Source organism: Streptomyces sp. FXJ1.172, assembly GCF_001636945.3.
Lineage (GTDB): Bacteria > Actinomycetota > Actinomycetes > Streptomycetales > Streptomycetaceae > Streptomyces.
The window spans coordinates 8,176,310-8,202,053 of sequence record NZ_CP119133.2 but is presented as its reverse complement, the minus strand read 5'-3'; the positions used below and the strand labels follow the sequence as shown (position 1 = coordinate 8,202,053).

Below are 25,744 nucleotides of genomic sequence, written 5' to 3'. Positions count from 1 at the left end.
CCTCGGTCCGTCACCGGGGCAGGTCAAGCACCGGGGCGGGAAGCACTAACCGGCGGGCCCAACCGCCGCTTCCCTCAGTGATGTTGGGAGGCACATGACGCTGCCGCCTGAGGCGACCGGCCGTCGCGGCCGGGTCACCGGAACACCAGGGGGCGGGTCCGCACCGGACTCAGACCGGACGTGTGCGGCCCTGCCAGTACGGGTCCCGCAGCCGCCGCTTGTAGAGCTTGCCGTTGGGGTCGCGGGGCAGCTCGGCGACGAAGTCGACGCTCTTGGGCCGTTTGTAGCCGGCGAGCCGCTCGGCGCAGTGGCCGAGGAGGGCGGCGGCGAGGGCCGGTCCGGGTTCGTGCCCGGGGGCCGGTTCGACGACGGCCTTGACCTCCTCGCCCCAGTCGTCGTGCGGGATGCCGAAGGCGGCGGCGTCGGCGACGGCCGGATGCGAGAGCAGGACGGACTCGATCTCCGCCGGGTAGATGTTGACCCCGCCGGAGATGATCATGTCGATCTTGCGGTCCCGGAGGAAGAGGTAGCCGTCCTCGTCGAGCACGCCCAGGTCGCCGACCGTGAAGAAGTCGCCGATGCGGTTCTTGCGGGTCTTGGCCTCGTCCTTGTGGTACGAGAAGCCGCCGGTGCTCATCTTCATGTAGACGGTGCCCAGTTGTCCGGGCGGGAGGCGGTTGCCGTCGTCGTCGAAGACCGCGAGTTCGCTGATGGGCCAGGCCTTGCCGACCGTGCCGGGCTTCTTCAGCCAGTCCTCGGCGGTGGCGAAGGCCCCACCGCCCTCGCTGGCCGCGTAGTACTCCTCCACACAGTGCCCCCACCAGTCGATCATGGCCCGCTTGACGTGGTCCGGGCAGGGGGCGGCGCCGTGGATGGCGTGCCGCATCGAGGAGACGTCATAGCGGGCCCGCACCTCCTCGGGCAGGGCCAGCAGGCGATGGAACTGGGTCGGGACCATGTGGGTGTGCGTGCACCTGTGGGTGTCGATGCGGCGGAGCATCTCCTCGGGGGTCCACTTGTCCATCAGCACCAGCCGGTGGCCGATGTGCAGGGACGCGCCCGCGAACTGCAGGACGGCCGTGTGGTAGAGCGGCGAGCAGACCAGGTGGACGTTGCCGTCGAACGGCTTGATGCCGAAGATGCCGAGGAAGCCGCCGAGGTAGGCCTCCTCCGGTGTCCTGCCGGGCAGAGGGCGGCGGATGCCGCGCGGGCGTCCCGTCGTACCCGACGTGTAGTTCATGACCCAGCCCAGTTCGCGGCCGGTGGGGGCCGACTCCGGCTGCCCGTCCAGGAGCCCGGCGTACGGCCGGAAACCGGCCACCTCGCCGACCGCGTACCGGTGGGTGTCCGGGAGTCCGGCCTCGTCGGCCGCGGCGCGTGCGGCATCGCCGAACCGCTCGTGGGCGATGAGGACCTTGGCGCCGGAGTCGGCGACGATCCAGGCGATCTCGGGGCCGACGAGGTGGTGGTTGACCGGGACCAGATAGAGGCCGGCCTGGGTGGCGGCCAGGTAGGCGGTGAAGAACTCGACGCCGTTGGGCAGGACGACGGCGAAGGAGTCGCCGCGCTCGAGGCCGGCCGCGCGCAGCCCGTGGACGAGCCGGTTGGCGGCGGCGTGCAGCCGGCCGGCGGTCCACTCCTCTCCGTCGGGGGCGATGAGGACGGTGTTCCCGGGGTGCTGGGCGGCCTGCGCCCAGAAACCGGCGGGAGGTGTGCTGACGGGTGCGTTCACGACCGGCCGCTCCTTCCGGCGATGCGGTTGATGCGGTCCACGGCCCGCTCGAAGCCGCGGGTGAGGTCGTCGAAGACGGCCTGGACGCTGCGTTCACTGCTCATCCGGCCGACGATCTGGCCGACGGGGGTGCCGAGCAGCGGTTCGACCTCGTACTTCTGGATCCGGGAGACCGCCTCGGCCACCAGCAGGCCCTGCAGCGGCATGGGCAGGGTGCCGGGTCCGGCCGGGTCGTCCCACGCGTCGGTCCATTCGGTACGGAGCTGACGCGCGGGTTTGCCCGTCAGTGCGCGGGAGCGGACGGTGTCCCCGGAGCCGGCGGCGAGCAGCTTGCGGGTCAGTGCGGGCGCGTGCAGGTCGGCTTCTGTGGTGGTCAGCCATATGGAGCCCAGCCACACACCCTGGGCGCCGAGGGTGAGGGCGGCGGCCACCTGCTGTCCGCTGCCGATGCCTCCCGCGGCCAGGACGGGCAGCGGGTCGACGGCGTCCACGATCTCGGGGGTGAGCACCATCGTGGCGATCTCACCGGTGTGGCCGCCGGCCTCGTAGCCCTGGGCGACGACGACGTCGATGCCCGCCTCCTGGTGCTTGCGGGCGTGCCGGGCGCTGCCGGCGAGCGCGGCGACCAGGACGCCCCGGTCGTGGGCGCGGGCGACGACATCGGCGGGCGGGGAGCCGAGGGCATTGGCGAGCAGCTTGATCGGATAGTCGAAGGCGACGTCGAGCTGGGTACGGGCGACCTGCTCCATCCACCCGGTGATGCGCCACCCGGAGGCCTCGCCCTCGGCCAGCTCGGGCACCCCGTGCTTGGCAAGGGTGTCCCGCACGAACTGCCGGTGCCCCTCGGGGATCATCGCCTCGACGTCCGCCTCGGAGACGCCCTCCACCTTCTTCGCGGGCATCACCACGTCCAGCCCGTAGGGGCGGTCGCCGACGTGCGCCTGGATCCAGTCGAGGTCGCGCCCGAGGTCGTCGGGTTCGGTGTAGCGGACCGCGCCGAGCACGCCGAAGCCGCCGGCCCGGCTGATGGCCGCGGCGACGGCAGGGAACGGCGTGAAGCCGAAGACGGCGTGCTCGACTCCCAGTTTCTTGCTCAGCTCCGTCTGCATGGGCGCAGGATGCCGCAGCGGACCGGACGACGGAAGACCTTTCTGACGTCCCGTCAGATTCTTTTGCCGCCGGCCCTGTTACGCGGTGGCCTCCAGCACCGCCATCGCCGCGTTGTGTCCCGGCACCCCGCTCACCCCTCCCCCGCGCACGGCGCCCGCGCCGCACAGCAGGACGTTCGCGTGAGCCGTCTCCACACCCCAGCGCCCCGTGCCCTGCTGGGCGTACGGCCAGGACAGGGCGCGGTGGAAGATGTTGCCGCCGGGCAGTCCGAGGTCCCGTTCGAGGTCGAGCGGGGTCTTCGCCTCGATGCAGGGGCGGCCGTCGGCGTCGGTGGCCAGGCAGTCGGCGAGCGGCTCGGCGAGGTGGGCGTCGAGCTGGGCGAGGGTGGACTTCAGCAGTTCGTCGCGGACGGCGTCGTTGTCACGGTCGAAGAGCCTGGCGGGGGTGTGCAGGCCGAACAGGGTGAGCGTCTGGTAGCCGCGCTCGGCGAGTCCGGGGCCGAGGATCGAGGGGTCGGTCAGGGAGTGGCAGTAGATCTCCGACGGCGGCGCGGCGGGGAGTTCGCCGGCGGCGGCCTGGGCGTGGGCGGTGGCGAGCTGCCGGTAGCCCTCGGCGATGTGGAAGGTGCCGGCGAAGGCCTCGCGCGGGTCGGCGTCCGGGTCGCGCAGCCTGGGCAGCCGGGTGAGCAGCATGTTGACCTTGAGCTGGGCGCCCTCGGCCGGTTCGGGAGCCAAGTCCCCGGTGAGCGAGGCCAGTTCCTGCGGGGAGGCGTTGACCAGGACGTGCCGGGCGGCCGCGACGCCCTCGCCGTCGGCCGCGCGGTAGGTGACCTCGGCGCGGTCCCCGTCGGTGGCGATCCGCACCGCCTCGTGGCCGGTGCGCAGGACCGCGCCGGCCGAACGGGCGGCGGCGGCGAGTGCGTCGGTGAGGGCGCCCATGCCGCCGACGGGCACGTCCCAGGCGCCGGTGCCGCCGCCGATGACGTGGTAGAGGAAGCACCGGTTCTGCACCAGGGAGGGGTCGTGGGCGTCGGCGAAGGTGCCGATCAGGGCGTCGGTGAGGACCACGCCGCGCACCAGGTCGTCGGCGAAGTCCCGCTCGACGGCGACGCCGATCGGCTCCTCGAACAAAGCGCGCCAGGCAGTGTCGTCGTCGATGCGGCTGCGCAGTTCGTCCCGGGTGGGCAGGGGCTCGGTGAGGGTCGGGAAGACCCGCTCGGCGACTCGGGCGGTCATGCCGTAGAAGCGCTGCCAGGCCGTGTACTCGCGCTCGCCGCCGGTCAGCCGGGCGAAGGCCTCGCGGGTGCGCTGCTCGCCGCCGCCGACGAGGAGTCCGGTGGGCCGGCCGTCGCGTTCGGCGGGGGTGTACGAGGAGATGGTGCGGGCGCGGATCCGGAAGTCGAGGCCGAGGTCGCGCACGATCTTCTGCGGCAGCAGGCTGACCAGGTAGGAGTAGCGCGACAGCCGGGCGTCGACGCCGGCGAAGGCGCGCGTGGAGACGGCGGCGCCGCCGGTGTGGTCGAGCCGCTCCAGCACCAGCACGGAGCGGCCGGCCCGGGCCAGGTAGGCGGCGGCGACCAGGCCGTTGTGTCCACCGCCGACGATGACGGCGTCGTAGGTGCGGGTTCCCTCATTGGCAGCCATGGTCCTTCGTAACACGTGCTGATCCACGGCGGCCAGAGGTGCGCCCCGGGCCGAGGTCAGGCTCCCCCGGACGCGTACCGCTGCCGGACCACCGCGACCCTGCGGTACAGCTCGCCGGCCTCGGCGCCCCGGCCGAGCCGCTCCAGGCAGTGGGCCTCGTCGTTGCGGCTGGCGAGGGTGTCGGGATGGTCCGGGCCGAGGACGCGCTCGCGGGCGGCGGCGACCCGCCGGTACTCGGCGAGGGCATCCGTCCAGCGGCCCAGCCAGCCGAGGGCGACCGCGACCTCACGGTGACTGACGAGCGTGTCGGGGTGGGCGGGGCCGAGGGCGTGTTCGCGCAGCAGGCATATGTCGCGGGCCTCGGTCAGGGCCTCCTCCCAGCGGCCGAGCCGGCCGAGGTTGACCCCGAGGCCGTGCCGGGTCCGGAGGGTCTCGGGGTGGGCGGGGCCCAGGACGCGGGTGCGGTCCTCGATCAGGTCGCGGTACAGGCTCAGGGCGTCCGCACTGCGGCCGAGACGGCCGAGGCTGAGCGCCATCTCGTAGCGGGCGGCGAGGGTGTCCGGATGGTCCGGGCCGAGCACCCGCGCCCGGGCCTCGGCGACCGACCGGTACAGGCGCAGGGCGTCCTCCCAGCACCCCAACTGGCCCTGGGCGTATGCGACTTCACAGTGGGAGACCAGGGTGTCGGGATGCTCGGGGCCGAGCACCCGTGCCCGGGCGTCGGCCACCTCCCGGGCCGTGCGGCAGGCGTCGTCGAGCCGGCCCAGCCGGCCCAGGCTGCAGGCGAGGTTGTGCCCGCAGCGCAGGGTGTCCGGATGGTCCGGGCCCATGACCCGCACCCGGGCGGCCAGCACCGCGCTGTACACCTGGTGGGCCTCGAAGTGGCGGCCCAGCCGGCCGAGCGCGTAGGCGGTCTCCTGCCGGGCGGCGAGTGTGTCCGGATGGTCGGTGCCGAGCACCCGCGCCCTGGTCTCGGCGATGTCCGTGTAGGCGGCGAGCGCCTCGGCGACGCGGCCGGTGCGGACCAGGCTGAAGGCGGCCTCGTAGCGGCCGGCCAGGGTCTCGGGATGCTCGGGGCCGGGCGGCGCGGGCCGCCTTTCGGGAAAGGCCGTACCCGGTCGCCGGGCGCCCGCGGGCCCGTCGTAGCCGCTCGCGCGGTGCGCCGCGTCCTTTCGGGGCGCGACCACCTCCAAAGCCGCGGCCCACCGGCCCGACAGGGCCGCCCCGGGGTCCGGCGGCAGTGTGCCCGGCCCGGCGCCGAGTGCCTTGCGGCCGGTGGTCATGCCCCGGGTCCAGGACGGCAGCCGGGTCCCGGGCACCGCGTCCCGCGGTTCCACGGCCTTGACGGCTGCGGCCGTTTCGCACCCGGCCCGGATCCGACGGGCCAGCTCCCCCGCGTCGTACGGCCGTTCCTCGGGTCGCTTGGCCAGCAGGGCGAGGATGGTCTCCTCGAGGTGGCCGGGCAGCTCCGGGCGCAGCTCCCGCAGGGGGCGGGGCGGCGTGTCGCGATGGCCGACGAGGACGGCCCACGCGTCCTCGAGGTCGAACGGCGGTTCCCCGGTGGCGATTTCGTACAGGACACAGCCCAGCGAGTACAGGTCGCTGCGCCGGTCCACCTCGCCGCCCACGATCTGCTCCGGGGACATGTAGTGCGGGGTGCCGAGGGCGACACCGGTGCCGGTCAGCCGGGCGGTGAAGCCGATGTCGTCGCCGAGGCGGGCGATGCCGAAGTCGCAGATCTTCACGGTCCCGTCGGTCAGCCGCACGATGTTGGCCGGTTTCAAGTCGCGGTGCACTATGCCGTGTCGATGGGTGTAGGCGAGGGCCGCGGCGACCTGGGCGGCGATGTCCGCCACGTCGTCCACGGGCAGCGGATGCCCCTTGCCGTCCTGGAGCAGCCGGCTCAGATCGCGGCCGTCCAGCAGCTCCATCACCAGGTACGGCACCCCGTCGCACTCGCCGAAGTCGTGGACGACGGTCACCCCGCGGTGCGAGAGCGCGGCGGCCACCCGGGCCTCGCGGCGGAACCGCTCCCGCTGGACGCGGGCGAGCGCCGGGTCGTGGTAAGGGCCGAGCGGCTTGAGGCACTTGACGGCGACCTGCCGGCCCAGGGACTCGTCCCGGGCCCGCCACACCTCGCCCATCCCGCCCCGCCCGAGCAGCTCGAGCAGCCGGTACCGGTCCTGAATGAGCCTGTTCTCCCCCATCGCGATCCGCCGCCCCCGTCGCCGTCCGCCCCGCCCCCGGGAGGCCGGCCGCGGACCGCCCCTGGCCGCACCGCGCCGGCCCGATCCGCGACACACCCCCCTGCTCGTCCAGTATGGCGGCCTATCGTCCAAGTTTGTACGGCGCTGGACGCGCACCCGGGCCGAGCCTCGCCACCGCGCGCAGGACGTGTTTGGGCGGCAGTTGCCAGCGCACGTGTGCGGGAACACCACGCAGGACCCGGCCCGTGGCCCGCAGCCGGCGGGTGACGACCGCGGGTGCGGGGGCCGGTCTGCCGTACAGCTCATGGGCGTACGGCGGCAGGGCGGCGTACGCCAGGTGCGCCACGCGCCGCCACAGCAGGTGGCGCGCCGGTACGAGGAGGGGATGCGTCGGCGGGCGGAGCAGGAAGTCGTCCACCACGCGTGCCTCGGGTCCCGCGGCCAGCTCCGGGCGCACCTTCTCGAAGTACGCGGCCAGCTCCGCGCGGCTCGCCGGTACGGTCTCGGGGCCGAGGCCCACCAGGCGTGCGCTGACCCGGTGTTCGGCTATGTAGCGGTCGGCCTGGGCGTCGGTGAGCGGGAAGCCGGAGCGGCGCAGGACGTGCAGGTAGGAGTCGATCTCGGCACAGTGCACCCACAGCAGCAGCGCGGGTTCGTCCACGCCGTAGCGCTCCGCGGTCGCCGGGTCGGTCGCGGTGAGCATGCTGTGGATCTTGCGCACCCGGGCGCCGGCCCGCTCGGCGGCCTCGGTGGTGCCGTAGGTCGTCGTGCCGACGAAGTCGGCGGTGCGCCTGAGCCGGCCCCACGCGTCCTTGCGGAAGTCGGAGTTCTGGATCACGCCCCGCACCGCGCGCGGGTGCAGGGCCTGCAGGTACAGCGCGCGGATGCCTGCGACCCACATCATGGGGTCGCAGTGCATCTGCCAGGTCACGGAGTCCGGCGTGAAGAGCCCGGGATCACCCGTGCCCGCAGGTGTGACCACAGCCGCTGGGTGTCTCCGGCTACCTCCCACAGGGCAGCCCCGGCCACGACGTCATCCCCGGATCGTTCCCGCAACGCCGCCCGGTCATGCCCTCGAAGGCGGCTGCGCGGTCTGCTGTTCTCCGCGGCCCTCCTCGCGCGGTCGGCGGACAGGTGCAGACGAACGCATCACGTCGGACCGGTGGGTCTTTCGTCGGCACTGTCTTCGCGGCCGTGTTCGCCGCTGTCGAGCGGGAGGGTGCAGTCGACCTCGAAGCCGCCCCGCGGGCGGTGGCCCGCGTGGAAGGTGCCGCCCACCGCGGTGGCCCGCTCACGCATGCTGACGAGACCGAAACCGCCCTTGAGGGCACCGGAGGTCGCCGGGCGGCGCGGGCCGGTGTCGTTGGTGACGGTCACGGTGAGGTGGTGGGGGGTGTAGGCGAGGCGGACCCGGGCGGTCGGGGTGACAGCGTGCTTGCTGACGTTGGTGAGGGCTTCCTGGACGATCCGGTACGCCGTCAGGTCGAGCACCGGGGTCAGGCCACGGGGCTTGCCGTCGACGGTGACGGTCACCGCCAGGCCCGCCGTCGCGCAGGCGTCGACCAGGCCGGGCAGGTCCCGCAGCCCTGGCGCGGGGGCCAGGCCGTCGCCGGTGTCGCTGTCGGTGTCCTGGCGCAGGAGGCCGACGGTGGCCTTGAGTTCACGCAGGGCGGCGGAGGTGGTCTGGGGCAGCATGCCGATCATGTCGAGCGCCTGGCCGGGATGGGTCCGTGCGAGGTGGGCGGCGGTGGCGGCCTGGGCGTCGGCGAGAGTGAGGTGATGGGCGACCACGTCGTGCAACTCCCGTGCAATGCGCATCCGTTCCTGGAACACCCGGTGCCGGGCCTCCTCCTCACGCTCCCGGGCGGCGTGCTCGGCGCGGGCGGCGGCGTACTCGCGGCGCACCCGGACGTAACTGCCGAGGGCCGCGCACAGCAGCACCCATGCCGTGGGGTTGACGATGGAGAGGACCGGCGAGTGGTGGAGCCGGGTGTCGAAGGCGAATGGACGGCCCGCCAACTCACCACGTGGGGGCTGGACGACCTGCTCTTCACCACCGAAGTCATCGTGAGCGAACTGGTCACCAACGCGATTCGCCACGGCCGTGCACCGGCGAAGCTGCGGCTGATCCGCCACAACGTTCTGGTCTGCGAGGTCACCGACTCCAGCAGCACCCAGCCTCGCATGCGCCGCCCCCGGACCACGGACGAGGGAGGCCGGGGCCGCCTGTTCCTAGTCGCCCAACTCGCCGGACGCTGGGGCTGCCGCCATGGCTGGAACCGCAGAACGATCTGGTCCGAGCAGTCCATCGAGCGCTCGTGCTGATGGAAGCCAGTTCGTAACCATCCCCGGTTTGTGACAACTGACATCCGTGGTCGCATCTCTGTGACCAGGATTCTTAGTTGGCACTAACGCACGATGTTGACCTGCAGTGATGCCAACTAGCCTCACGGACCTTCCTGCCAGTTTCAGAAGGATAGTTGGCACTTTTGTACACCGCAGGTCAGGAGGGGTTCCAGGCGCATCGGCCGCCTATGAGGCGGTCCTGATCCCTCGCCGTCGCGGGCTGGCGAAGCGTGCATCGGCGCCGTCGCGACGTCCTCGGCAGCGGCCGACAGCTCGTCCCCGCTCCAGGGCAGACCAGCCGTCCCGCTGCGACGGAGACAGCCATGAGGACTTCGTGACCATCCAGGTAGCGCCGCGGGCGGCCCTGCTCCTCTTCGTGGCTCAGCCGAACAGGTTGGCGTGCGTCCCAAGGTCCGTCGATGAGCCCTTTTGTTGCGCTCCTGTTGAGGTGACGCCCATTCGGTGCCGCCTGTGTTCCCTCTTGTCGGCGCGGGCGCTGACAGCATCGATGGCGTGGCGGGGCCAGTCCGACTCGCCCTGAGTAACAGGGATGGCGGGGAGCAGCTGGCGCAGCCGGACCCACACCCCCGCCTCGGTCCATTCGATGAACCGTCGGTATGCGGTTTGACCCGAGAGTCCGAACCCGAGTGGGAGTTGCGTCCAGCCGCAGCCCGAGGTCGCAGTGAACACGATCGCAGCCAGGCTCTCCCGGTCGCCATGGCGTGGGGACGTGATAGCCGGTTTGCGTTCAGGTGTTGTCGGAACCACTTGTTGGAATAGGCTCCACAAAGTGTCTGGCACCATTTGTTCGACGGGGTCCGTCAACTCACGGACCGCACGGCCCGGTCTCGCGGCCCACGACATCGCTTCGAGACCCTCTTGTGCAATTTTGTCATGGTTGGCGTTGGAGGCCAAGTCTGTCTCGTCACGGACGATCTGCAACACAGGGACGGCCAGGTCAAGCTTGTGATCGCATGAAGTCGCAAGGTGTTCTGCATACAGCCGGAGTCTGCGACGCAGCCTCAGGCTTGGACCTCTGAGCCCGTCGCTGAGCCTGCCCAACCTGCTGGCGAGTGGCTGGGTGTCCTCGCCGCGTTGTCGAAGGTCGAGCACTACCGGGCTGCGCATGCGCTCGCCTTGGGTGGCCTCAGCCCAGATGAGGGCCGAACCGATCCGCGTGTCTGCGTTCTCCTTCAGCCGATCCAGCCTGGGAAGCCCGTCACACATGGCGCGCCAGTCGTGTACAGGCAGGCGCCAAGACGCCAGCCGTCGGCGCCGATCGGCATAGTCAACGCGCGGCGCGGTCGCATCCAGGTGTTTCGCAATCTGTTCGACGACGTCTTCGAAAGCCGGCCAGAGCCCGAGTCCGTCCAGGTGGCGTCCAAGGTATTTGAGAGTGCGCTCGGCAAGCTTCTGCTGCATGCCCACCGCGGCCGCGCATTCGGCCCAGGTTGTGCCTGACACCAGCTCCGCCAGTCGCAGGGATGCGGCCCGACGTAGGTGACGTTCGATCGCTGCGTCGCCGCTCGGCAAGAGCGTGATGAAGGCGGCAAAGTGCCGTTCAAACCACGGCCGGGGCAGGAAAGAGGGGATCTCTTCCACTCGGTATCGATGCTGGGTCGAGACGGTGCGCAGGTTGCGGCGGAGGGGAAGCCCATGGATACGTCGGGCCGTGGCACGGGCGAGGGCCGCTGAAATGTCGGCGCTCCTGCAGATGCCTCCGGCGTAGCTTCTTGCGCGGCGGTACGCTTCGCTGGCAAGTGGCTGAACACGGGCCCGGAGCGCGCCGAGTTCGCGATCGCCCAGGAGCGCATCGGCTCCGAGGAGTAGGGCACCGCATATCAAGGAATCGTTGGGGGCAACCTTCGCACCGCGGTTGCTCCGTACTCCGCGTCCCTGATGTTCGGCCGTGAGCTGCGCGATAACGGGTTCTGCGTGTGCCTGGACGAGAGCTGCCAAGTGAGAGGAAGGGAGGAACTCCGCGCCCAGCGGCCACGTCAGTTTCATGAGGTGGGTGATCGCGATCAGGTCCGAGAAGTAGGACTTGTCGGGCATGGCGTCCCTGCCCCACCCGCGCTCTTGCGGAGAGAGGTAGTCCAGGACGCGCTGTTGCAGGCTCAGGAGCTGATCCAAGTCGTCGTCGGGTAGGCCAGTGCCGATGCGGGAGTTGAAGTCGTCCAGTCGTGCTCTGCACAGCACGCTCCGGGCTCGCTCCGCGCTGTCGGACCGGTCGCCGGTGTGACGGGGAACAGTGTTCCGACATTCCAAAGGGTGTAGCCCGGTCAGCCCGGCGTTCTTGATCAGAGTCGAACGGCCGTGACCGGCTGCACCGCCAGCCGCATTGAGCGGAAGGTTGCATGCCGGGCAGAGGTATTCCAGCAGGCGACGGTGGCGCAGGCAGGCAAAGACGACTGGAAGATGCCAGAGCAACTGCCACCCTCCGCCCAGGGATTGCTCGACCGCCCTGGTGTCCCCCCTCAGGCAGTCGGGACAGTAGCGGCTGGAGCGGGTCATCGCCCAATTGACCGAAGCGGCAGATCCGATCCTGTTGGTACTCGTGCGGAGCCTGCTCAGTGGCGGATAGGTCTGGGTGAATCGTCGCAAGGTCAGACCGTCGGCTTCGTGCTCGGTCAGGCGTGCGGTGAAGGCGAACTGTCGCAGCGTCTCCTCGCGGATGGTTCGAAGGCAAGCGGAGGAGAGGCGACGCTGCCGCACGTCCAGGCCGCACAGCTCCGCGATTCGGACGGGCGAGCGATCCAAGCGGTAGGCCGTGCGGAGCAGGAAGCCCGGCAGGGACTCGCCTTCCAACGGCTCGAGACTTCGCGGCAGCCGTCGGGGTGTCACGCTGCTGCTCTCCCCTTTCCGTAACGCCCAGGGCCAGCAAAGTGCCGTCCGGTCGGACCTCCGCGGCAACGGCGCCACAAGTCAGCCAAGGTTCGGAGCACTTCCCTTCTCTCGCGAACAACGGCAGCGCGTGGCGGCTCTCCAAAGGGCCGGAGGCATTTCTGTCACGGCACGGATCCCAGCAGCTGCACAGTCAACCAGCACGCCAACCACTGCACGGTCAGCTCCGCCCACAACATCATTCGTATGCGTGACACGCGAACGAATGACCGACTTCAACGAGGGCGGACACCGTACCGTCGTCGCACTCTTGAGATTCGGACCACGAGGCAGAGAAGGTCAAAGGATTCGCGAGTGAACTCGACGGATTTTACGCGACGATGGCGCCACGGAGCGGCCACGCCCTCGGATCCTGCCTGGTCGGATGCGTGTCATCTCGCGGCCGAGCTCCGGCTGATGCGGCGGAGACGAACCGTCTAGGCCTCGGTCTCCGCAGCATCCTGGCCAGGCACATCATCTTCCACTGGAATCGGATGGGATTCAGCCCCGACCAGCAAGCGATCTGGTCCCGCGCAGACGTGAAGCACTCCTCGGTCCCTGAGTCAGCGGTGGTACAGCAGCTGCTTCGCCCGCTTTGGTCACGGGGCTATGGGTCTACCTTCAACCGCAGAATGTGGACAAACCCGACGCGGCCCTCCAGCTTTCCGCCGTGGCAGGTCTGCGACACCTGGTGGCGCACGTCTGTGGACACCTGCTGTGCGCCAGACTCATCTTGGGGCAGGTACCGGTGGCGCGGGACGTCCCACCGCGGAAGTGCATCGCGGCCACGGCCCCCGAGTCAGGTCGGGATCTCGACCGTTTCGCCTTCGGCGAGGATGCGGTAGGCCCTGGCGACCGAGGGGCGTTGCTCTGGTTCTTGCCCCGAGGTGCTGACGCGCTTCTGGGCGACCGCCTGTGAACCGGCCCAGGGGAACAAATGAGCCTGTGGCCGCCCTGCGTGTCCGGCGCCCGTGCCACCTCGACGCGGGCGCCGGACGGGTCTCCTTGTCCGGCCGGTCTGCCCGGCCCACGTCACCCGCAGAGGGCACGGACAAGTTGCACCCTGTGTGCCGTCGGGTCCGTTGCCGGACTTACGGATAGCTCACCAGGTACGCCACGTTGCTGCTGGGGGTTACCTGATTGCCCGTGTTGTCGATGATGTGGTTGATGGTGCCGTCGCCGCCCAGGACCGTGGTGACCATGCTGTGGAACTTCACCGTGGACGTGGTGGGTGTCTCGATGGCATGGCCGAGGACGACGGAGGGGTTGTCGCGGAGGTAGGCGTAGACACCCACACCCCATGCCTCGTGTGAGGTGACCGAGTTGGCGACCTTGTAGGAGGCGTAGCCGAGGTCGCCCCCGCTGGTGGTCCAGGCGGACTGGTCGGGCACGTCGTAGGGGGTCTCGCTCTGGTAGAAGTACGTGCGGCCGCCGTTGCCGTTCCAGGTGGTCTGGTACTTCTGGTAGTGCTCGACCGCCAGGCCGTACATGGTGACGTTGTTGCCGTTGACCATCAGCCCGTTGGCGGCCGGGTTGGTCGTCCAGCCGACGCCGTTGGTGTGGTCCGCCCGCCACAGCCAGAGGTCGTCACCGATGACGTCGTTGCTGTTGATCACCAGTGACTGGGTGGCCTTGCCGGCGATGTCGCCGCCGATGCGGAAGAACACGTCGTGCAGCACGATCGGGTCGGCGGTGTGACTGGCAGTCGAGCCGGTCGGGCCGACCTGCATGAGGGTGTTGGAGTTGGTGGTGTTCGCGCTGATCAGCAGGCCGGCGATGTCGATGCCGTCGACATCGGCGGTCGTGATCGCCGTGACGCCGTTGTCCGGGACGAGGGTGGCCAGGCCCAGGCCGAGGACGACGGTGTCGGGGCGGGTGATGTTGAGCGGGGCGGACAGGTGGTAGACGCCCGGGGTGACGATCAGGTTCTTGCCGGCGGCGAGCGCGTTGTTGATCGTCGTGGCGGTGTCACCGGGCTTGACGATGTAGAACTGGCTGATCGGCAGCGAGGTGCCCGGGGCGCTGCCGTTCGTCCAGTCCGGGCCCTGGACATTGGTGCGCACCGAGGGGACGAACACCTGCCAGTTGCCCGAGCTGTCGACGTAGATGAACGGCTTCTCGCGCATCACCGGGCTCTGGGCGACGGTGGTGTACTGCGGATTGGGGAAGCTGGTCGCCGGGGCGCCGGTGTCGCCGGTGAAGACCATGTTCCAGTTGTGCCCGGTCCAGCCGCCGTTCATGGCGGTGTCCTGGGTGAGGAACTGCTGCTGGGTCCCGGAGTTGATCTGGCCGGAGACCCGCGAGTCGCCGATGTAGCCGCCGCTGGACCAGTTGGTGCTGGTGCCGTGGGTGTCGTCCCACAGCTTCATGCTGCCGTGCACGTCCATGCGCCGGAACGGGTCGGCCTGCGAGACGGCCCACATGGTGCTGCCGGAGCTGGGGCTCACCGACATGTTCTCGGTATCGCGCCAGAAGTTCTGGGTGGCGTTGCCGTCGCTGGTGTGACCCTCGACGTGCACGCCTCCGCCGGTGATGGACACCTGGTCCGGTGACAGGCCGAGTCCGGCGACCTGGGTGTAGTAGCCGACGGGTATGTCGACGTTGTAGGTGCCGGGGGTGAACAGCAGGGCGTTGCGCTGGGTGCCGAACTCGTTGTTCTGCTGGGTGCTGTAGACCTGGTTGATCTTCGACTGGATGGTGGACGTCGGCATCGACGGGTCGAACACCGTGACGTTGGGGCCGAAGTCCGGGGTGCCGGCCGGCGGGGTGATGCCGGCGGACAGCGAGAAGGACTGGGCGGCGGTGCCGTTGCAGGTGTACTGCTGCAGCTGGACGCTGTCGGCGGTGGACGCGGACGGCACATCGAGGCACTTGCCGCTGTTGCGGTTGACGAAGTGGTACGTCCCGGAGGCCTCCGCGACCGGCAGCCACTGCTGGTTGGCGCCGCCGCCGTAGAGCCACAGCTGGGTCAGCGCGCCGTCGGCGGTGGAGACGCCGGTCTCGTCCCAGACCTGGTCCGGCGCTGAGGCCACGCCGATCCGGTAGTAGCCGCTGTCGGTCGGGGTGAACTGCCAGGACTGCGCTCCGGTGCCGTTGCAGGCGTACTGCTGCACGGCTGTGCCGTTCCCGGTGGCACCGCCGCTCGCGTCGACGCACTTGCCGCTGCCTGCGTTGACGACGGCGGTGGGAGCGGTGGGGATGCTCGCGGCGGCGGCACTCGGGGCGGTAGCCAGCGCGATACCGGCGGCGGCCGGCAGCACGAAGGCTGTCGTGAGGGCGGCCGTGCGTCTGCGCCGACGGGGTGCGCGGACGCGCGCGGCAGGAACGGCGGCAGGAACGTCGGTCACACGTGTCTCCTCGGTCGCGATGTGGGGCGCGATGCCGATCGGACGCTAGGGGCAGCCCGCCCGGCCGTCAATACATCAAAATATAAGGCGTGAATTATCTTGGTCATCGGCGGGTGCGGTGAGGGCCGCCCAGGGAGGTGTGGTCCCGCCGCGTCCCGTGGCTGGGCCGATCAGGGGCAGTGTCGGATCGGCCCTCTTGGGGCGAGGCGCAGAACCGAGGATCGTCGTGCACGGGTACGTCGAGGCGCGACGGAGTCCTTCGCGGACACCCCGGCCGCTGCCCGCACCCTCGGTGCCCTGCTCGACGCGGGCCTCGGCCATGCGGCCCCTTGGACGTAGCGGCGAGCCGGGAACACCTGGCCGGGTTCCGCGACACGCTCGCCCGTCCGGCCGCCCGTACGTCCCACTCGCCGAGGGCGGCTTGACCCTCGACAGCGGTATCGCGGCCATGTCGGACTGCTGGACCGCCACCCGGACACGGACGGCGTGTTCGCAGCCAACGACCTCATGGCCCACGGCGCCTGCCAAGTGCTGCGCCGGCGCAGCCGCCGGGTGCCCGAGGACGTGGCCGTCGTCGGCTTCGACGACTCCGGTATCGCTGTCACCTGCCGTTCTCGACTGACCACGTCCGCCAGCCGGTTGAGGAGAGGGCGGCGGAGCTGACCCGCTTGCTCGACGAGCACACCCACGGCGCACTCACAGACGCGACGCCGGTCGTCTCCGAGCCCTGACTTGTGGGTCGCGAGTCGGCGTGACGGTGCGGTCAGGTCCATAGCGGATGCGTCAAGGGATGTAAGCAGAGCCCGACTTGGGGCTGATCGGGCGGTCGGAAGCCGAATGCGCCGGACGCGCCACACGCGACACCGGAGGCGAGATCAGTGCCGTGTCGTCGACAGGGCCGCAAACCCGACTGATTTCGGCTTCAGTTGTTGACGGCTGACACCGGTAGGACTACAACCCGAGAGAGCGCTCTCATGTCTGCTGTTGCTCCATCCCCACGCATGCCGGACCGGCTTGAGGAGACCCCACATGCAGAGTTCCGCCAGCGCACCCACCCGCAGACCGCCTGTCGCCGCCGCACGCCCACGCGCGGCCCTCGGCCTGGTCGTCGCCCTGATCGCCGCCTGCTTCGCAGTCCTGGCACCGACGCCCGCGCGCGCCGCCGACCAGTTACTGTCCCAGGGCAGGCCCGCCACCGCCTCCTCGACCGAGAACGGCTCCTTCCCCGCAAGCGCGGCGGTCGACGGCAACACAGGCACCCGCTGGTCCTCGGCCTTCTCCGACCCGCAATGGCTGCGGGTCGACCTCGGATCCGTCCAGCAGCTCAGCCGTGTCACCCTGAACTGGGAGGCCGCCTACGCGACCGCCTTCCAGATCCAGACCTCCACCGACGCCAGCACCTGGACCACCGTCTACTCCACCACCACCGCCACCGGCGGAACGCAGGACATCGCCATCTCCGGCAGTGGCCGCTACGTCCGCCTCTACGGCACCGCGCGGGGCACCCCGTACGGCTACTCCCTGTGGGAGTTCCAGGTCTACGGCCCCGGCGGCACCACCCCGCCGGACGACTTCTGGGGCAGCACCAGCGACATCCCCCCGGCGAGCAACGCCGTCGAGGTGAAGATCCTCAACCGCACCAACGGCAAGTACCCCGACAGCCAGGTGTACTGGAGCTTCAACGGGCAGGTGCACTCCATCGCCGAGCAGCCCTACCTCGACATGCCGGCCAACTCCGCGGGCCGCATGTACTTCTACCTCGGTTCGCCCAACAGCCCGTACTACGACTTCATCGAGTTCACCGTCGGCAACAATGTCTTCAACGGCAACACCACCCGGGTCGACGCCTTCGGCCTCAAGCTGGCCATGCGCCTGCACAGCAAGGACGGTTACGACGTCGAGGTCGGCGAGAACCGGCAGACCTTCGCCGAGGACCGCGCCACCACCTTCCAACGCTTCACCGACGCCGTTCCGGACCAGTTCAAGGTCCTGGCCCAGACCCAGGCCCCGTACCGGATCATCGCGCCCGGCAGCGACCCCAGTTTCCGCGCGGGCGGCGCCAACGCGAACTACTTCACCGCCTACGCCCAGTCAGTGGGCGTGAACGCGGCCACCTCCGACATCTTCGGCTGCGCCGCCTCGCTGGCGGGCAACCCCGACATGTGTGCCGCCCTCAACCGCCACGTCGCCACCCTGCCGGCCTCCGAGCAGTCCGACCCGGCCCAGTTCTACACGGCGGCACCAGCCAACTACTACGCCAAGTTCTGGCACGACAACGCCATCAACCACCTCGCCTACGGCTTCCCCTACGACGACGTGGCGGGCCAGTCCTCCTTCATCTCCCACGCCGATCCGCAATGGCTCCTGGTCGCCGTCGGCTGGTAGCCGATCCGGTGGCACGGACACCGAACGCATGCTGATCCCTGACTGGCGGGTCCGGCGGGTCGCACGACCCCGCCGAACCCGACGGCCCCGTATCCGTCGCCCCCGCATGCCCCGTTCCCCGGACGGAGGGCGCAAGGTGGGACCACCCAGCACACCGATCACACCAGATCGCCCGACAACCGCCCGAGTCGCAGAGGCTTCCGCGCTCTCGGCGCCACCGTCGGCGCGACCGCGGCTCTTGGCCGTCTGCCTGTCAACTACCTTTTCACTAGGCTTACTTCACTACTTGACGAAAGCAGTCGCCCCCCTTTAGGTTCTCGGGTCAGCCACGCGTTGTACGACGCCTCCCTCCGTTCATGAGGTGAGGCGTCGGCCGCCACCCCCCATGTGAAAGGCCACCCCCCTCTCATGGCCCGATCCCTTTCCACAGCCGCCCTCACCGCCGCACTGGGTCTCTCCGCGTGCCTGCTCACCGCAGCCCCCGCCCAGGCCGACACCGGCACCATCACCGGGCTCGCCGGCAAGTGCCTCGACGTCGCCGGGGCCAACTCGGCCGACGGCACGCCCGTCCAGCTCTACGACTGCAACGGCACGAACGCCCAGCAGTGGACGGTCGGCAGCGACGGCACCATCCGCGCCCTCGGCAAGTGCCTCGACGTGACCGGCAATTCGACCGCCGACGGCGCCAAGGTGCAGCTGTGGTCCTGTACCGGCGGCGCGAACCAGAAGTGGACCGTCACCGCCGCCCACGACATCGTCAACCCCCAGGCGAACAAGTGCCTGGACGTCACCGACAACAACTCCGCCAACGGCACCCGTGCACAGATCTGGAGCTGCAGCGGCGGCGCCAACCAGAAGTGGAACGCACCCGCGAGCGGCGGCGACAGCACTCCGTCCGGCTTCGTGGTGAGCGAGGCGCAGTTCAACCAGATGTTCCCGAACCGGAACTCCTTCTACACCTACAGCGGACTCACCGCGGCCCTCAGCGCCTACCCCGGCTTCGCGAACACCGGCAGCGACGCGGTCAGGAAGCAGGAGGCCGCCGCCTTCCTCGCCAACGTCAGCCACGAGACCGGCGGACTGGTCTATGTCGTCGAGCAGAACACCGCCAACTACCCCACCTACTGCGACTGGAGCCAGCCATACGGCTGCCCCGCCGGGCAGGCCGCCTACTACGGCCGCGGACCGCTCCAGCTCAGCTGGAACTTCAACTACAAGGCGGCGGGTGACGCGCTCGGCATCGACCTGCTCAACAACCCCTGGCAGGTGGAGAACAACGCCTCCGTCGCCTGGAAGACCGGCCTGTGGTACTGGAACACCCAATCGGGACCAGGCAGCATGACCCCGCACAACGCCATGGTCAACAGCGCCGGATTCGGCCAGACCATCCGCAGCATCAACGGCTCCCTCGAATGTGACGGCAAGAACCCGGCCCAGGTGCAGAGCCGCGTGGACGCCTACCAGCGCTTCACACAGATCCTCGGGGTCTCACCGGGCAGCAACCTGTACTGCTGACGCCGGCCGCCCCGACAAGGAGCCGTAATGCCCAACGTGAAGTCCCTTGCCAAGGGCCTGCTCGCAGCGCTCGGTGCGATGACGCTCGTCGTGGCCGTTCCGGCGAGCGCGCACGCGAACGTCGTGCAGTTGCTGCCGGAGAACGCCGACGGCCTGGAACAGACCTTCTCCCCCGCCTATGACTACGATGGCGACGGCTGCTATGCCACCGCCGCCATCGGCGCCGACGGCACCATCAACCCCGGTCTGAAACTCGGCGGCGACGTCAACGGCCACTGCCACGACTACGCCCAACTCGCCAACGCCAACACCTACTCACGTGAGAAGTGCAACAACGGCTGGTGTGCCGTCATGTACGCCAGCTACTTCGAGAAGGACCAGGCGACCTACGGCCCGGCCGCCATCGGGCACACCCACGACTGGGAGCACGTCGTGGTGTGGATCAACAACAACGAGGTCCAGTACGTCTCGGTGTCCCAGCACACCAGCTACCAGGTGGCCGCCCGCTCCTCAGTCCGCTTCGACGGCACCCACCCGAAGATCGTCTACCACAAGGACGGCCTCTCCACCCACGACTTCCGCTTCGCCAACAGCAACGACGAGCCTCCCGAGAACGTGACCGGCGGCTGGTTCTACCCCCGCCTGGTGGGCTGGAACGGCTACCCAGCCGACTTCCGGGACAAGCTGATGAGCGCCGACTTCGGCGAAGCCACCCTCAAGATCAAGAACGGCGACTTCGCCTACGCGCTGGCACACTCCATGCCCTCGGGCATCCCCTTCGATCCCAACGCCTGACCTGCGGAACAGGGGGATTGCAACCGGGCCGGTAGCGCCGCATCCAGCTTCCTGGGCGTCCGCAAGTTGAATCCCCAAGGCACAACGTGGCTGACACCAAGGGCTCCGTCCTCCCGCACCGACGCTCAAGCAACGGAGCCCACCATCGGCCAGTGCACGAACGCCCACCGCAACGCATGGACCCGAGCGACCCTTCTTCGGACGTTTCTACTTCACCTGCGCTGGGCGACAGCGCCTACGCGGCCCGCCTCGACGGGCCTGACCGGCGTGAGGTCCTCGTCCCCAAGGCAACCTGACCGGCATCGCGCAGCCGCACTTGCGACCGGAACGAGCTTCTAGGCCCGGTAGGCCGCGGAGATCTGGCCGACCAGGACGGCGAAGGGCATGTCGAGGGCGCCGTAGACGGCAGCGGACTCCGGGGCCGCGTTGTCCGCGAGGGCCTCGACCATGAGGGTGGCATAGTCGGAGACGATGACCCCCGCCTGCTGCATGCGCAGCAGTCCCGCCTCGCGCTTGGCCTGGCTGAAGGTACCGGAGGCGTCCACGGCAACGTACGCGTCGTACCCGGCGGCCGTCGCGGAGATGGCGGGCAGCGCCGCGCACACCTCGAGAGACACCCCGGCGAAGATCAGTTTCCGCCGACCGGTGGCCTCGATGGCCTCGCGGACCCGATCGTCGTGCCAGGCGTTGACCGTGCTGCGATCGATGATCTTGTATCCGGCCGGCAGTGCCTTGACCAGCTCCGGGATGGTCGGCCCCCACATGCTCTCCGCAGCGGTGGTGGTGACGACCAGCGGGATGCCCAGGACAGTCGCCGCCCGCGCCATGGCCACCACGTTGTGCTTCAGTTCGCCGAGCGGGATGTCCCGGACGCCGGACAGAAGGCCCACCTGGTGGTCGACGAGCACCACGGCGGCGTTCTCCCGGGTGATCGGTTCCAGAAACTTGCTATGCGCGCTCATCTTCCGCTCCTTCGGGTAGGGCCGCAGTGGATTTAGTCATCAGTGTTGATAGTCAATATCAGTGACTACTTTGACGCTACGCCCCGGCCTTTCGCAGCGCAAGCGCCGGTCGGTCATGCGGGATTCGCGTGACGCCGTCCGAGCCCTGAGGCAGGTGAATAAAATCGCTGGTGACCCAGCACAGCGGCGGACGCGCCGGGACAGGAGAGGCGTTGGACGGGCACCACACCACGGAACCGGACCTCGGCATGCTCGCCGCCCGGGTCCTCCTCTCCGTCCAGCGCGAGCTGTTCTCCGCGCTCGCCGAGCAGGGCTTCGATGACATCCCGCCCCGCACCGGCGCCGTCCTCGCCTATCTACGCACCGACGGCATCCGTGCCAGCGAGCTCGCCCGCGCCTCCGGACAGCACAAGCAGGTCATCGGCACCGTCATCGACGACCTCGAACGCCTGGGCTACGTCGAACGCAAACCCGACCCCGCGGACCGCCGGGCCAAACTGATCTGTCCCACAGAACGCGGCCTGCTCCAGATGGAGGCCGCCGCCTCCATCATGCGCACGATCGAGGAACGCCACGCCAGCGCTCTGGGCACACAGGAGTACGCCACTTTCAAGCAGGCCCTCCTTCGCGTCGCCGAATTCCAGCGCGAGGTCGAGCACGACCATCAGGCACCGGGGGGCCGTCAGGACGGCTGAACGACCAGTCGACGGCTGGTCTCGGCACCACGTTCATCGGCGCCTGCGATGAGAGCCGCCACGAAGGTGCGGTGAGGTCGCCTCCCCTGGCCCCGGCGGCTCGTGACCGCTCTTCGAGTCCGTCGTCGAGCTCTCCAACCACGGAAAGGTGCTGGACCGCTTCCTCGAACTGTGCGCGTCGCAGATGTTCATGTACGGGGAGCAGAACAACTCTCAATCGTGCCCCCGACACTGGCCGAAGGCGGCGCCGCATCGCCGAGCTCAGCCACTGCGCGCACTTCCCCTGTACTCCAACGCACCGCCGATGTGGGCCCGCCTCAGCGACTTCGTCACCCGCGCCGACCGCTGATACAGCCGGGGTACTCCGATCCCGGCTGCGGATCCCATGTGCCGTCGAGCGGGATTCCGGCGGCCGTGGCGATCCGGTCGCGCGATTCAAGGATTCGGGTCTTTAGCGCCGGGAGGTCCACGTCCACCAGCGCGCCGTCGCGTTTGACCACGCGGCTGGCGACGAGAACGGTGTCCACCAGGCCGGGACGGCCGACGCTGACGATGGTGCCAGCCGGGTCAGTGACCGGGAAGACGGTCAGGTCGTCGGCGCGCAGAAGGGTGAGCCACTGCCCGACGGCGGCGTTCATGCTGCCGCACGCCGGGTCCTCGTGCACACCGGCTCCGGGGGCGAAGATGCGCAGCTCGAAGTCGTACTCGGATCCCTCGGGATAGGCCCCGATCGCGCCGACCATGGCGTCCGGGATGAGGGAGAGGTCGGGTTCGAGGCCGAGGACCTCCTTGGCCGTGGCTAGCTGGTCGCGCCAGGCGCTGCATCTCCTCATCGCTCAAGCCGGTCCCGTCCAGGACCACCGCGACCGGATTGCCGCCGTAGGGGATCGTGGAGAACACGTCGACCTGTGCGAACGAGCGAGTGCGCGGCGTGGTCATCGAGGGCCTCCCGGTAGCGGCTGCGGCGGATTCTGTGCGTCTCGCGCCCGGCGGAAGCAGGTGGGTTCATCCAACGGGCACGCGCGCGGCCGGGACATGGCCACTGACACAAAGTGGACTGATCATCACGGGCAGTTGGCTACCGCGGGCGCTTGTGCCCGCGGTAGCCAGGGGCTCGGGGGCCGGCACATGCTCCCCCGCCTATCGGGTTCCGGAGGGAGCGACCAGGCGACCGCCGACGAAGGTGTGGGTGGGGTGCAGGTCGCGCAGGGCATCGCCGGGGCAGTGGGCGGGCTCTTGGTCCCAGATCGTGAAGTCAGCCCAGCGGCCCGGGGTCAAGGTGCCGCGCAGATGGGACTCGCCCGTGAGGTGGGCCGCCCGGGTGGTGTGCAGGGTGAGGGCCTCGTCGTACGAGATCGCGTGCTCGGGACCCTTCACTCCGATGACCGTCTGCCTTGTGGTCATGCCCCACACCGAGCGCATCGCGCCGAACTGGCCGACCGGGAAGTCGGAACCCGCGCTGACCTGGGCACCCAGGTCGATCCAACCGCGGGCCGGAAAGAGGCGGGCGACGCGTTCCGGGCCCCAGAAGCCCTCCTCGACCTCGGCGGTGTCGTGCAGCAGGGGCTGCTGGATGGTGACGGGGATGCCGAGGGCGACGGCGCGGGCGCGCTGCTCGGGGCCGGCGAGGCCGCCGTGCTCCATGACCAGGCTGCCGGCGGGCAGGCCGGGGTTGCGCTGCAGGACGCGTTCGTAGACGTCGAGGAGGGTGCGGACCGCGCGGTCGCCGTAGGCGTGCGTGCCGACCCGCCAGCCGCGCCGGACCACCGCCTCGACCGCCTCGACCAGCGCGTCCGGCTCCCAGATCAGCATCCCGGAGAAGGAGTGGTCACAGGCGTACGGCTCCTCGGTGGCGCCGGCCTCCAGGCCGCCGTCGAGGCCGAACTTCACGCCCCACACGGACAGGTATGGGTCGGAGTTGTCGCGCCACTCCTCCATGGTGTCGAGGAGGTCCTCCACCTGGGCCGCGCTGGTCATGCCGAGCGCCGAGATCAACGCGCGCACCCTGATGTGCAGCGCGCCCGCCTCGCGGGCGGCTTGGAGCACCCGGTAGTCCTCGGGGGTGACCGCGCAGTCCCGCACGGTACCGATGCCGGTGGCGGCGTAGTCGCGGGTGGCGATGCGGAGTCCTTCGATGCGCTCGGCCCGGTCAGGGGCTGGGACCAGGCGCTCCACCAGGTGCAGGGCGTTGTCGATCAGCCGGCCGTCCAGCTTGCCGTCGGCGTCACGGCCGATGGTGCCCCCGGGCGGTACGGGGGTGTCCTCGGTGATGCCCGCGAGGCGCAGCGCGTAGCTGTTGACGACGTCGTTGTGGCCGCCGCGCTTGACCAGGACCGGGTGCCGCTCGGTCGCCGTGTCGAGTTCAGCCGCGGTGGGCATGCGGCGCTCGGCCAGGTTGAGTTCCTGCCAGTTGGTGGTGGTGCGGATCCACTCGCCCTCGGGGGTGACCGCGGCCCGCTGCCGGATCAGGTCGAGGAACTCGGGGATGGTGCGGGCCTGGTGGACGGGGACGTCCTGGGCGCCGAGCGCGGCGAAGATCAGGTGGGTGTGGGTGTCGTCGAAGGCAGGCAGCACGGTCGCGCCGGGCAGGTCGCGGACCTCGGTCTTCTCGGTGACCAGGTGGTCGAGACCGTGCGGGTCGGCGGACACGGCCGCGATCCGGTCACCGCGCACCGCCAGGGCCCGCTGCGGGACCTGGCCGGGCACCAGGGTGTGTACCGCGCCGGCGCGGATCAGCAGGTCGGCTCCGTGATCAGACATCGTCTTCTCCCTCAGCTCGCAGCGTTTCGAAGGTGTCGCTGACGAGACTGTTGTAGAAGCCGTTCGGTAATTCGCCGCCATATCTGGATCGACCGCGCAGGAAACACGCCATGTGTGCACCCCGATATGCGGATCATGCGCCAACGTCGATCGGGACGGACGCAGGAGCGCAGCCGCTCCGCTCGCATCGTCCCGTGATCCCTGAGGCGGTGCGGCCGGCCGGGGCTGCGCGGACGCACCGCCGTACGTCGCGTCACTCCCTGTACGCCGATCGCGCCTGCGCACGACGGGCGTGCGCAACTCGGTGTGCTTGGCGCCGTTCGCTACTGAATCCGCCGGCCCTTCATCGCTGTAGCTGGGGGAAGACCACGCGGAGTGTCTGGACTCGTCTGTTGCGGCGGATCATGAGCCAGGCGAGGGTCGGCGGGCAGGGATCGGGGACGCCGACGGGGTTGGTGACGTCCATTTCCCAGATGGTGACGGAGTGGCTGGCCACGACGTGGCGTAGATGCTGGGTGATGCCCTTGTCCCGGTTCTGCCGCATGGCTGGGAAGGGGTGGCAGCGTTCGCCCGGCGTGCTCAGGACGCCGACCAGCACGGTCGGGCCGTCCTGGGCGTCGAGGATCAGCTTGGTGGCGGCGACGTCGCCGTCGAGGGAGAGGGTGGGGTTCTGCACGACGGTGACGGTGTAGCCGTCGGCGGTCAGCAGGTCGTAGACCCCCTTCCAGCCCGAACCGTCGACGAACCCGCCGTGGACCAGGACGACGTTCCTTGCTTCAGTGCTCATGTGTACGCACTCCTTCGGTGGACTACGGCGACTGCTGCGGTACGACCGTGACCGGCGCCTGGGCGGCCTGCAGGCGCGCCTCGGCGCGGGCGGGATAGACCTTCGTGAAGACGGCGGGGCCGACGAGGCCGATGACATGGGCGGCGATGCCCACCCAGGCAGGGGCATCCGCCGCGCCCGCGACGGCCAGGCTGACGCCGATGAACGTGAAGCCGGTGCCCCACGCGCTGGTGATGTGGTTGTTGACGCGGAGGAACTCCGGCATGTCCCAGAACTCACGCGGCGTCTGGCGTTTGGCGATGCCCAGCGTGAAGGGGCGGCGGATCGCCAGCGTCCCCCAGGCCGTGGCGGCCAGCCAGGCGAAGGAGAGGACGTCGGTGTGGTGCGACAGGGACGAGTGCGGCCGTGCGACGGCGACGGCGCCGACCAACACGAAGTACACGATGGTGCTGGCCTCCAGGATCAGCGCGTCGAGGTCGACCCCGTGACGGCGGTCCTGGAGCAGGAGCAGCAGCCCCGAGGCGAACCCGCTGACCGCACCCCAACGCCAGTCGACGAAGCCCAACATGTGACGCCC

15 protein-coding genes and 5 pseudogenes are annotated in these 25,744 nt (G+C 69.8%); 6 read left to right on the top strand and 14 right to left on the bottom strand.

Translation table 11 applies throughout. The features are described 5' to 3' along the window. Positions 1–169 precede the first annotated feature (169 nt). From A6P39_RS37050 to A6P39_RS37025, 6 genes and pseudogenes are all read right to left on the bottom strand, one after another. Positions 170–1,732: an acyl-CoA synthetase gene (locus tag A6P39_RS37050; RefSeq protein ID WP_067051764.1), complete on the bottom strand. Its 1,563-nt coding sequence runs from the start codon at positions 1,730–1,732 to the stop codon at positions 170–172. After that, positions 1,729–2,841 (bottom strand): NAD(P)H-dependent flavin oxidoreductase, encoded by a 1,113-nt coding sequence (locus A6P39_RS37045; RefSeq protein WP_067051766.1) that lies wholly within the window; start codon positions 2,839–2,841, stop codon positions 1,729–1,731. Before A6P39_RS37045 ends, A6P39_RS37050 begins: the two co-directional genes overlap by 4 nt. 78 nt (positions 2,842–2,919) lie before the next feature. Continuing rightward, a complete protein-coding gene (locus A6P39_RS37040; RefSeq protein ID WP_067051767.1) occupies positions 2,920–4,485 on the bottom strand; it encodes a phytoene desaturase family protein in 1,566 nt (521 codons plus the stop codon). A gap of 56 nt (positions 4,486–4,541) precedes the next feature. Continuing rightward, entirely contained in the window at positions 4,542–6,692 is a 2,151-nt protein-coding gene (locus A6P39_RS37035; protein WP_067051768.1) for a serine/threonine-protein kinase, read from the bottom strand. A 121-nt stretch (positions 6,693–6,813) separates the two neighbouring features. Beyond that, complete coding sequence (locus A6P39_RS37030) at positions 6,814–7,611, bottom strand: oxygenase MpaB family protein (protein WP_079133645.1); 798 nt, start codon at positions 7,609–7,611, stop codon at positions 6,814–6,816. Positions 7,612–7,841: 230 nt separating this feature from the next. Continuing rightward, a pseudogene (locus A6P39_RS37025) lies at positions 7,842–8,675 on the bottom strand (sensor histidine kinase); the annotation flags it as partial. A gap of 24 nt (positions 8,676–8,699) precedes the next feature. Here A6P39_RS37025 and A6P39_RS37020 point away from each other — a divergent pair. Continuing rightward, a pseudogene (locus A6P39_RS37020) lies at positions 8,700–9,017 on the top strand (ATP-binding protein); the annotation flags it as partial. A 402-nt stretch (positions 9,018–9,419) separates the two neighbouring features. Here the strand turns inward: A6P39_RS37020 and A6P39_RS37015 are convergent. Then, positions 9,420–11,882, bottom strand: coding sequence for a TniQ family protein (locus A6P39_RS37015; RefSeq protein WP_267893359.1), 2,463 nt, complete (start codon positions 11,880–11,882; stop codon positions 9,420–9,422). Positions 11,883–13,012: 1,130 nt separating this feature from the next. Beyond that, the gene (locus tag A6P39_RS37010; RefSeq protein WP_079133627.1) at positions 13,013–15,268 is read right to left on the bottom strand and encodes an RICIN domain-containing protein; all 2,256 of its coding nucleotides are present in this window, start codon (positions 15,266–15,268) and stop codon (positions 13,013–13,015) included. Positions 15,269–15,588: 320 nt separating this feature from the next. On the opposite strand from A6P39_RS37010, the pseudogene A6P39_RS37005 reads away from it, so the two are divergent. From A6P39_RS37005 to A6P39_RS36990, 4 genes and pseudogenes are all read left to right on the top strand, one after another. Then, positions 15,589–15,999 (top strand): annotated as a pseudogene (locus tag A6P39_RS37005) (substrate-binding domain-containing protein); the annotation flags it as partial. A 298-nt stretch (positions 16,000–16,297) separates the two neighbouring features. Beyond that, positions 16,298–17,653 (top strand): beta-1,3-glucanase family protein, encoded by a 1,356-nt coding sequence (locus tag A6P39_RS37000; RefSeq protein WP_067051776.1) that lies wholly within the window; start codon positions 16,298–16,300, stop codon positions 17,651–17,653. Positions 17,654–18,061: 408 nt separating this feature from the next. After that, positions 18,062–19,168 (top strand): lectin, encoded by a 1,107-nt coding sequence (locus tag A6P39_RS36995; protein ID WP_067051778.1) that lies wholly within the window; start codon positions 18,062–18,064, stop codon positions 19,166–19,168. 27 nt (positions 19,169–19,195) lie between these two features. Then, positions 19,196–19,963, top strand: coding sequence for an NPP1 family protein (locus tag A6P39_RS36990; RefSeq protein WP_107304450.1), 768 nt, complete (start codon positions 19,196–19,198; stop codon positions 19,961–19,963). A gap of 335 nt (positions 19,964–20,298) precedes the next feature. Here A6P39_RS36990 and A6P39_RS36985 read toward each other — a convergent pair whose 3' ends face one another. After that, complete coding sequence (locus tag A6P39_RS36985) at positions 20,299–20,925, bottom strand: isochorismatase family protein (RefSeq protein WP_067051780.1); 627 nt, start codon at positions 20,923–20,925, stop codon at positions 20,299–20,301. A gap of 170 nt (positions 20,926–21,095) precedes the next feature. On the opposite strand from A6P39_RS36985, the gene A6P39_RS36980 reads away from it, so the two are divergent. Next, positions 21,096–21,620 carry a MarR family winged helix-turn-helix transcriptional regulator gene (locus A6P39_RS36980; protein ID WP_234379095.1) on the top strand — a complete coding sequence of 175 codons (525 nt, stop codon included), beginning with the start codon at positions 21,096–21,098 and terminating at the stop codon, positions 21,618–21,620. 329 nt (positions 21,621–21,949) lie between these two features. Here A6P39_RS36980 and A6P39_RS36975 read toward each other — a convergent pair whose 3' ends face one another. The 5 genes and pseudogenes from A6P39_RS36975 to A6P39_RS36955 form a co-directional block, all read right to left on the bottom strand. Further along, positions 21,950–22,453: a PhzF family phenazine biosynthesis protein gene (locus tag A6P39_RS36975; protein WP_067051784.1), complete on the bottom strand. Its 504-nt coding sequence runs from the start codon at positions 22,451–22,453 to the stop codon at positions 21,950–21,952. A 19-nt stretch (positions 22,454–22,472) separates the two neighbouring features. Beyond that, positions 22,473–22,559: pseudogene (locus tag A6P39_RS36970) on the bottom strand (phenazine biosynthesis protein PhzF); the annotation flags it as partial. 201 nt (positions 22,560–22,760) lie between these two features. Next, a complete protein-coding gene (locus tag A6P39_RS36965) occupies positions 22,761–24,380 on the bottom strand; it encodes an amidohydrolase (RefSeq protein ID WP_067051786.1) in 1,620 nt (539 codons plus the stop codon). Positions 24,381–24,966: 586 nt separating this feature from the next. After that, a pseudogene (locus tag A6P39_RS36960) lies at positions 24,967–25,167 on the bottom strand (alpha/beta fold hydrolase); the annotation flags it as partial. A 22-nt stretch (positions 25,168–25,189) separates the two neighbouring features. Next, positions 25,190–25,735: a hypothetical protein gene (locus A6P39_RS36955; protein ID WP_234379096.1), complete on the bottom strand. Its 546-nt coding sequence runs from the start codon at positions 25,733–25,735 to the stop codon at positions 25,190–25,192. Positions 25,736–25,744: the final 9 nt, after the last annotated feature.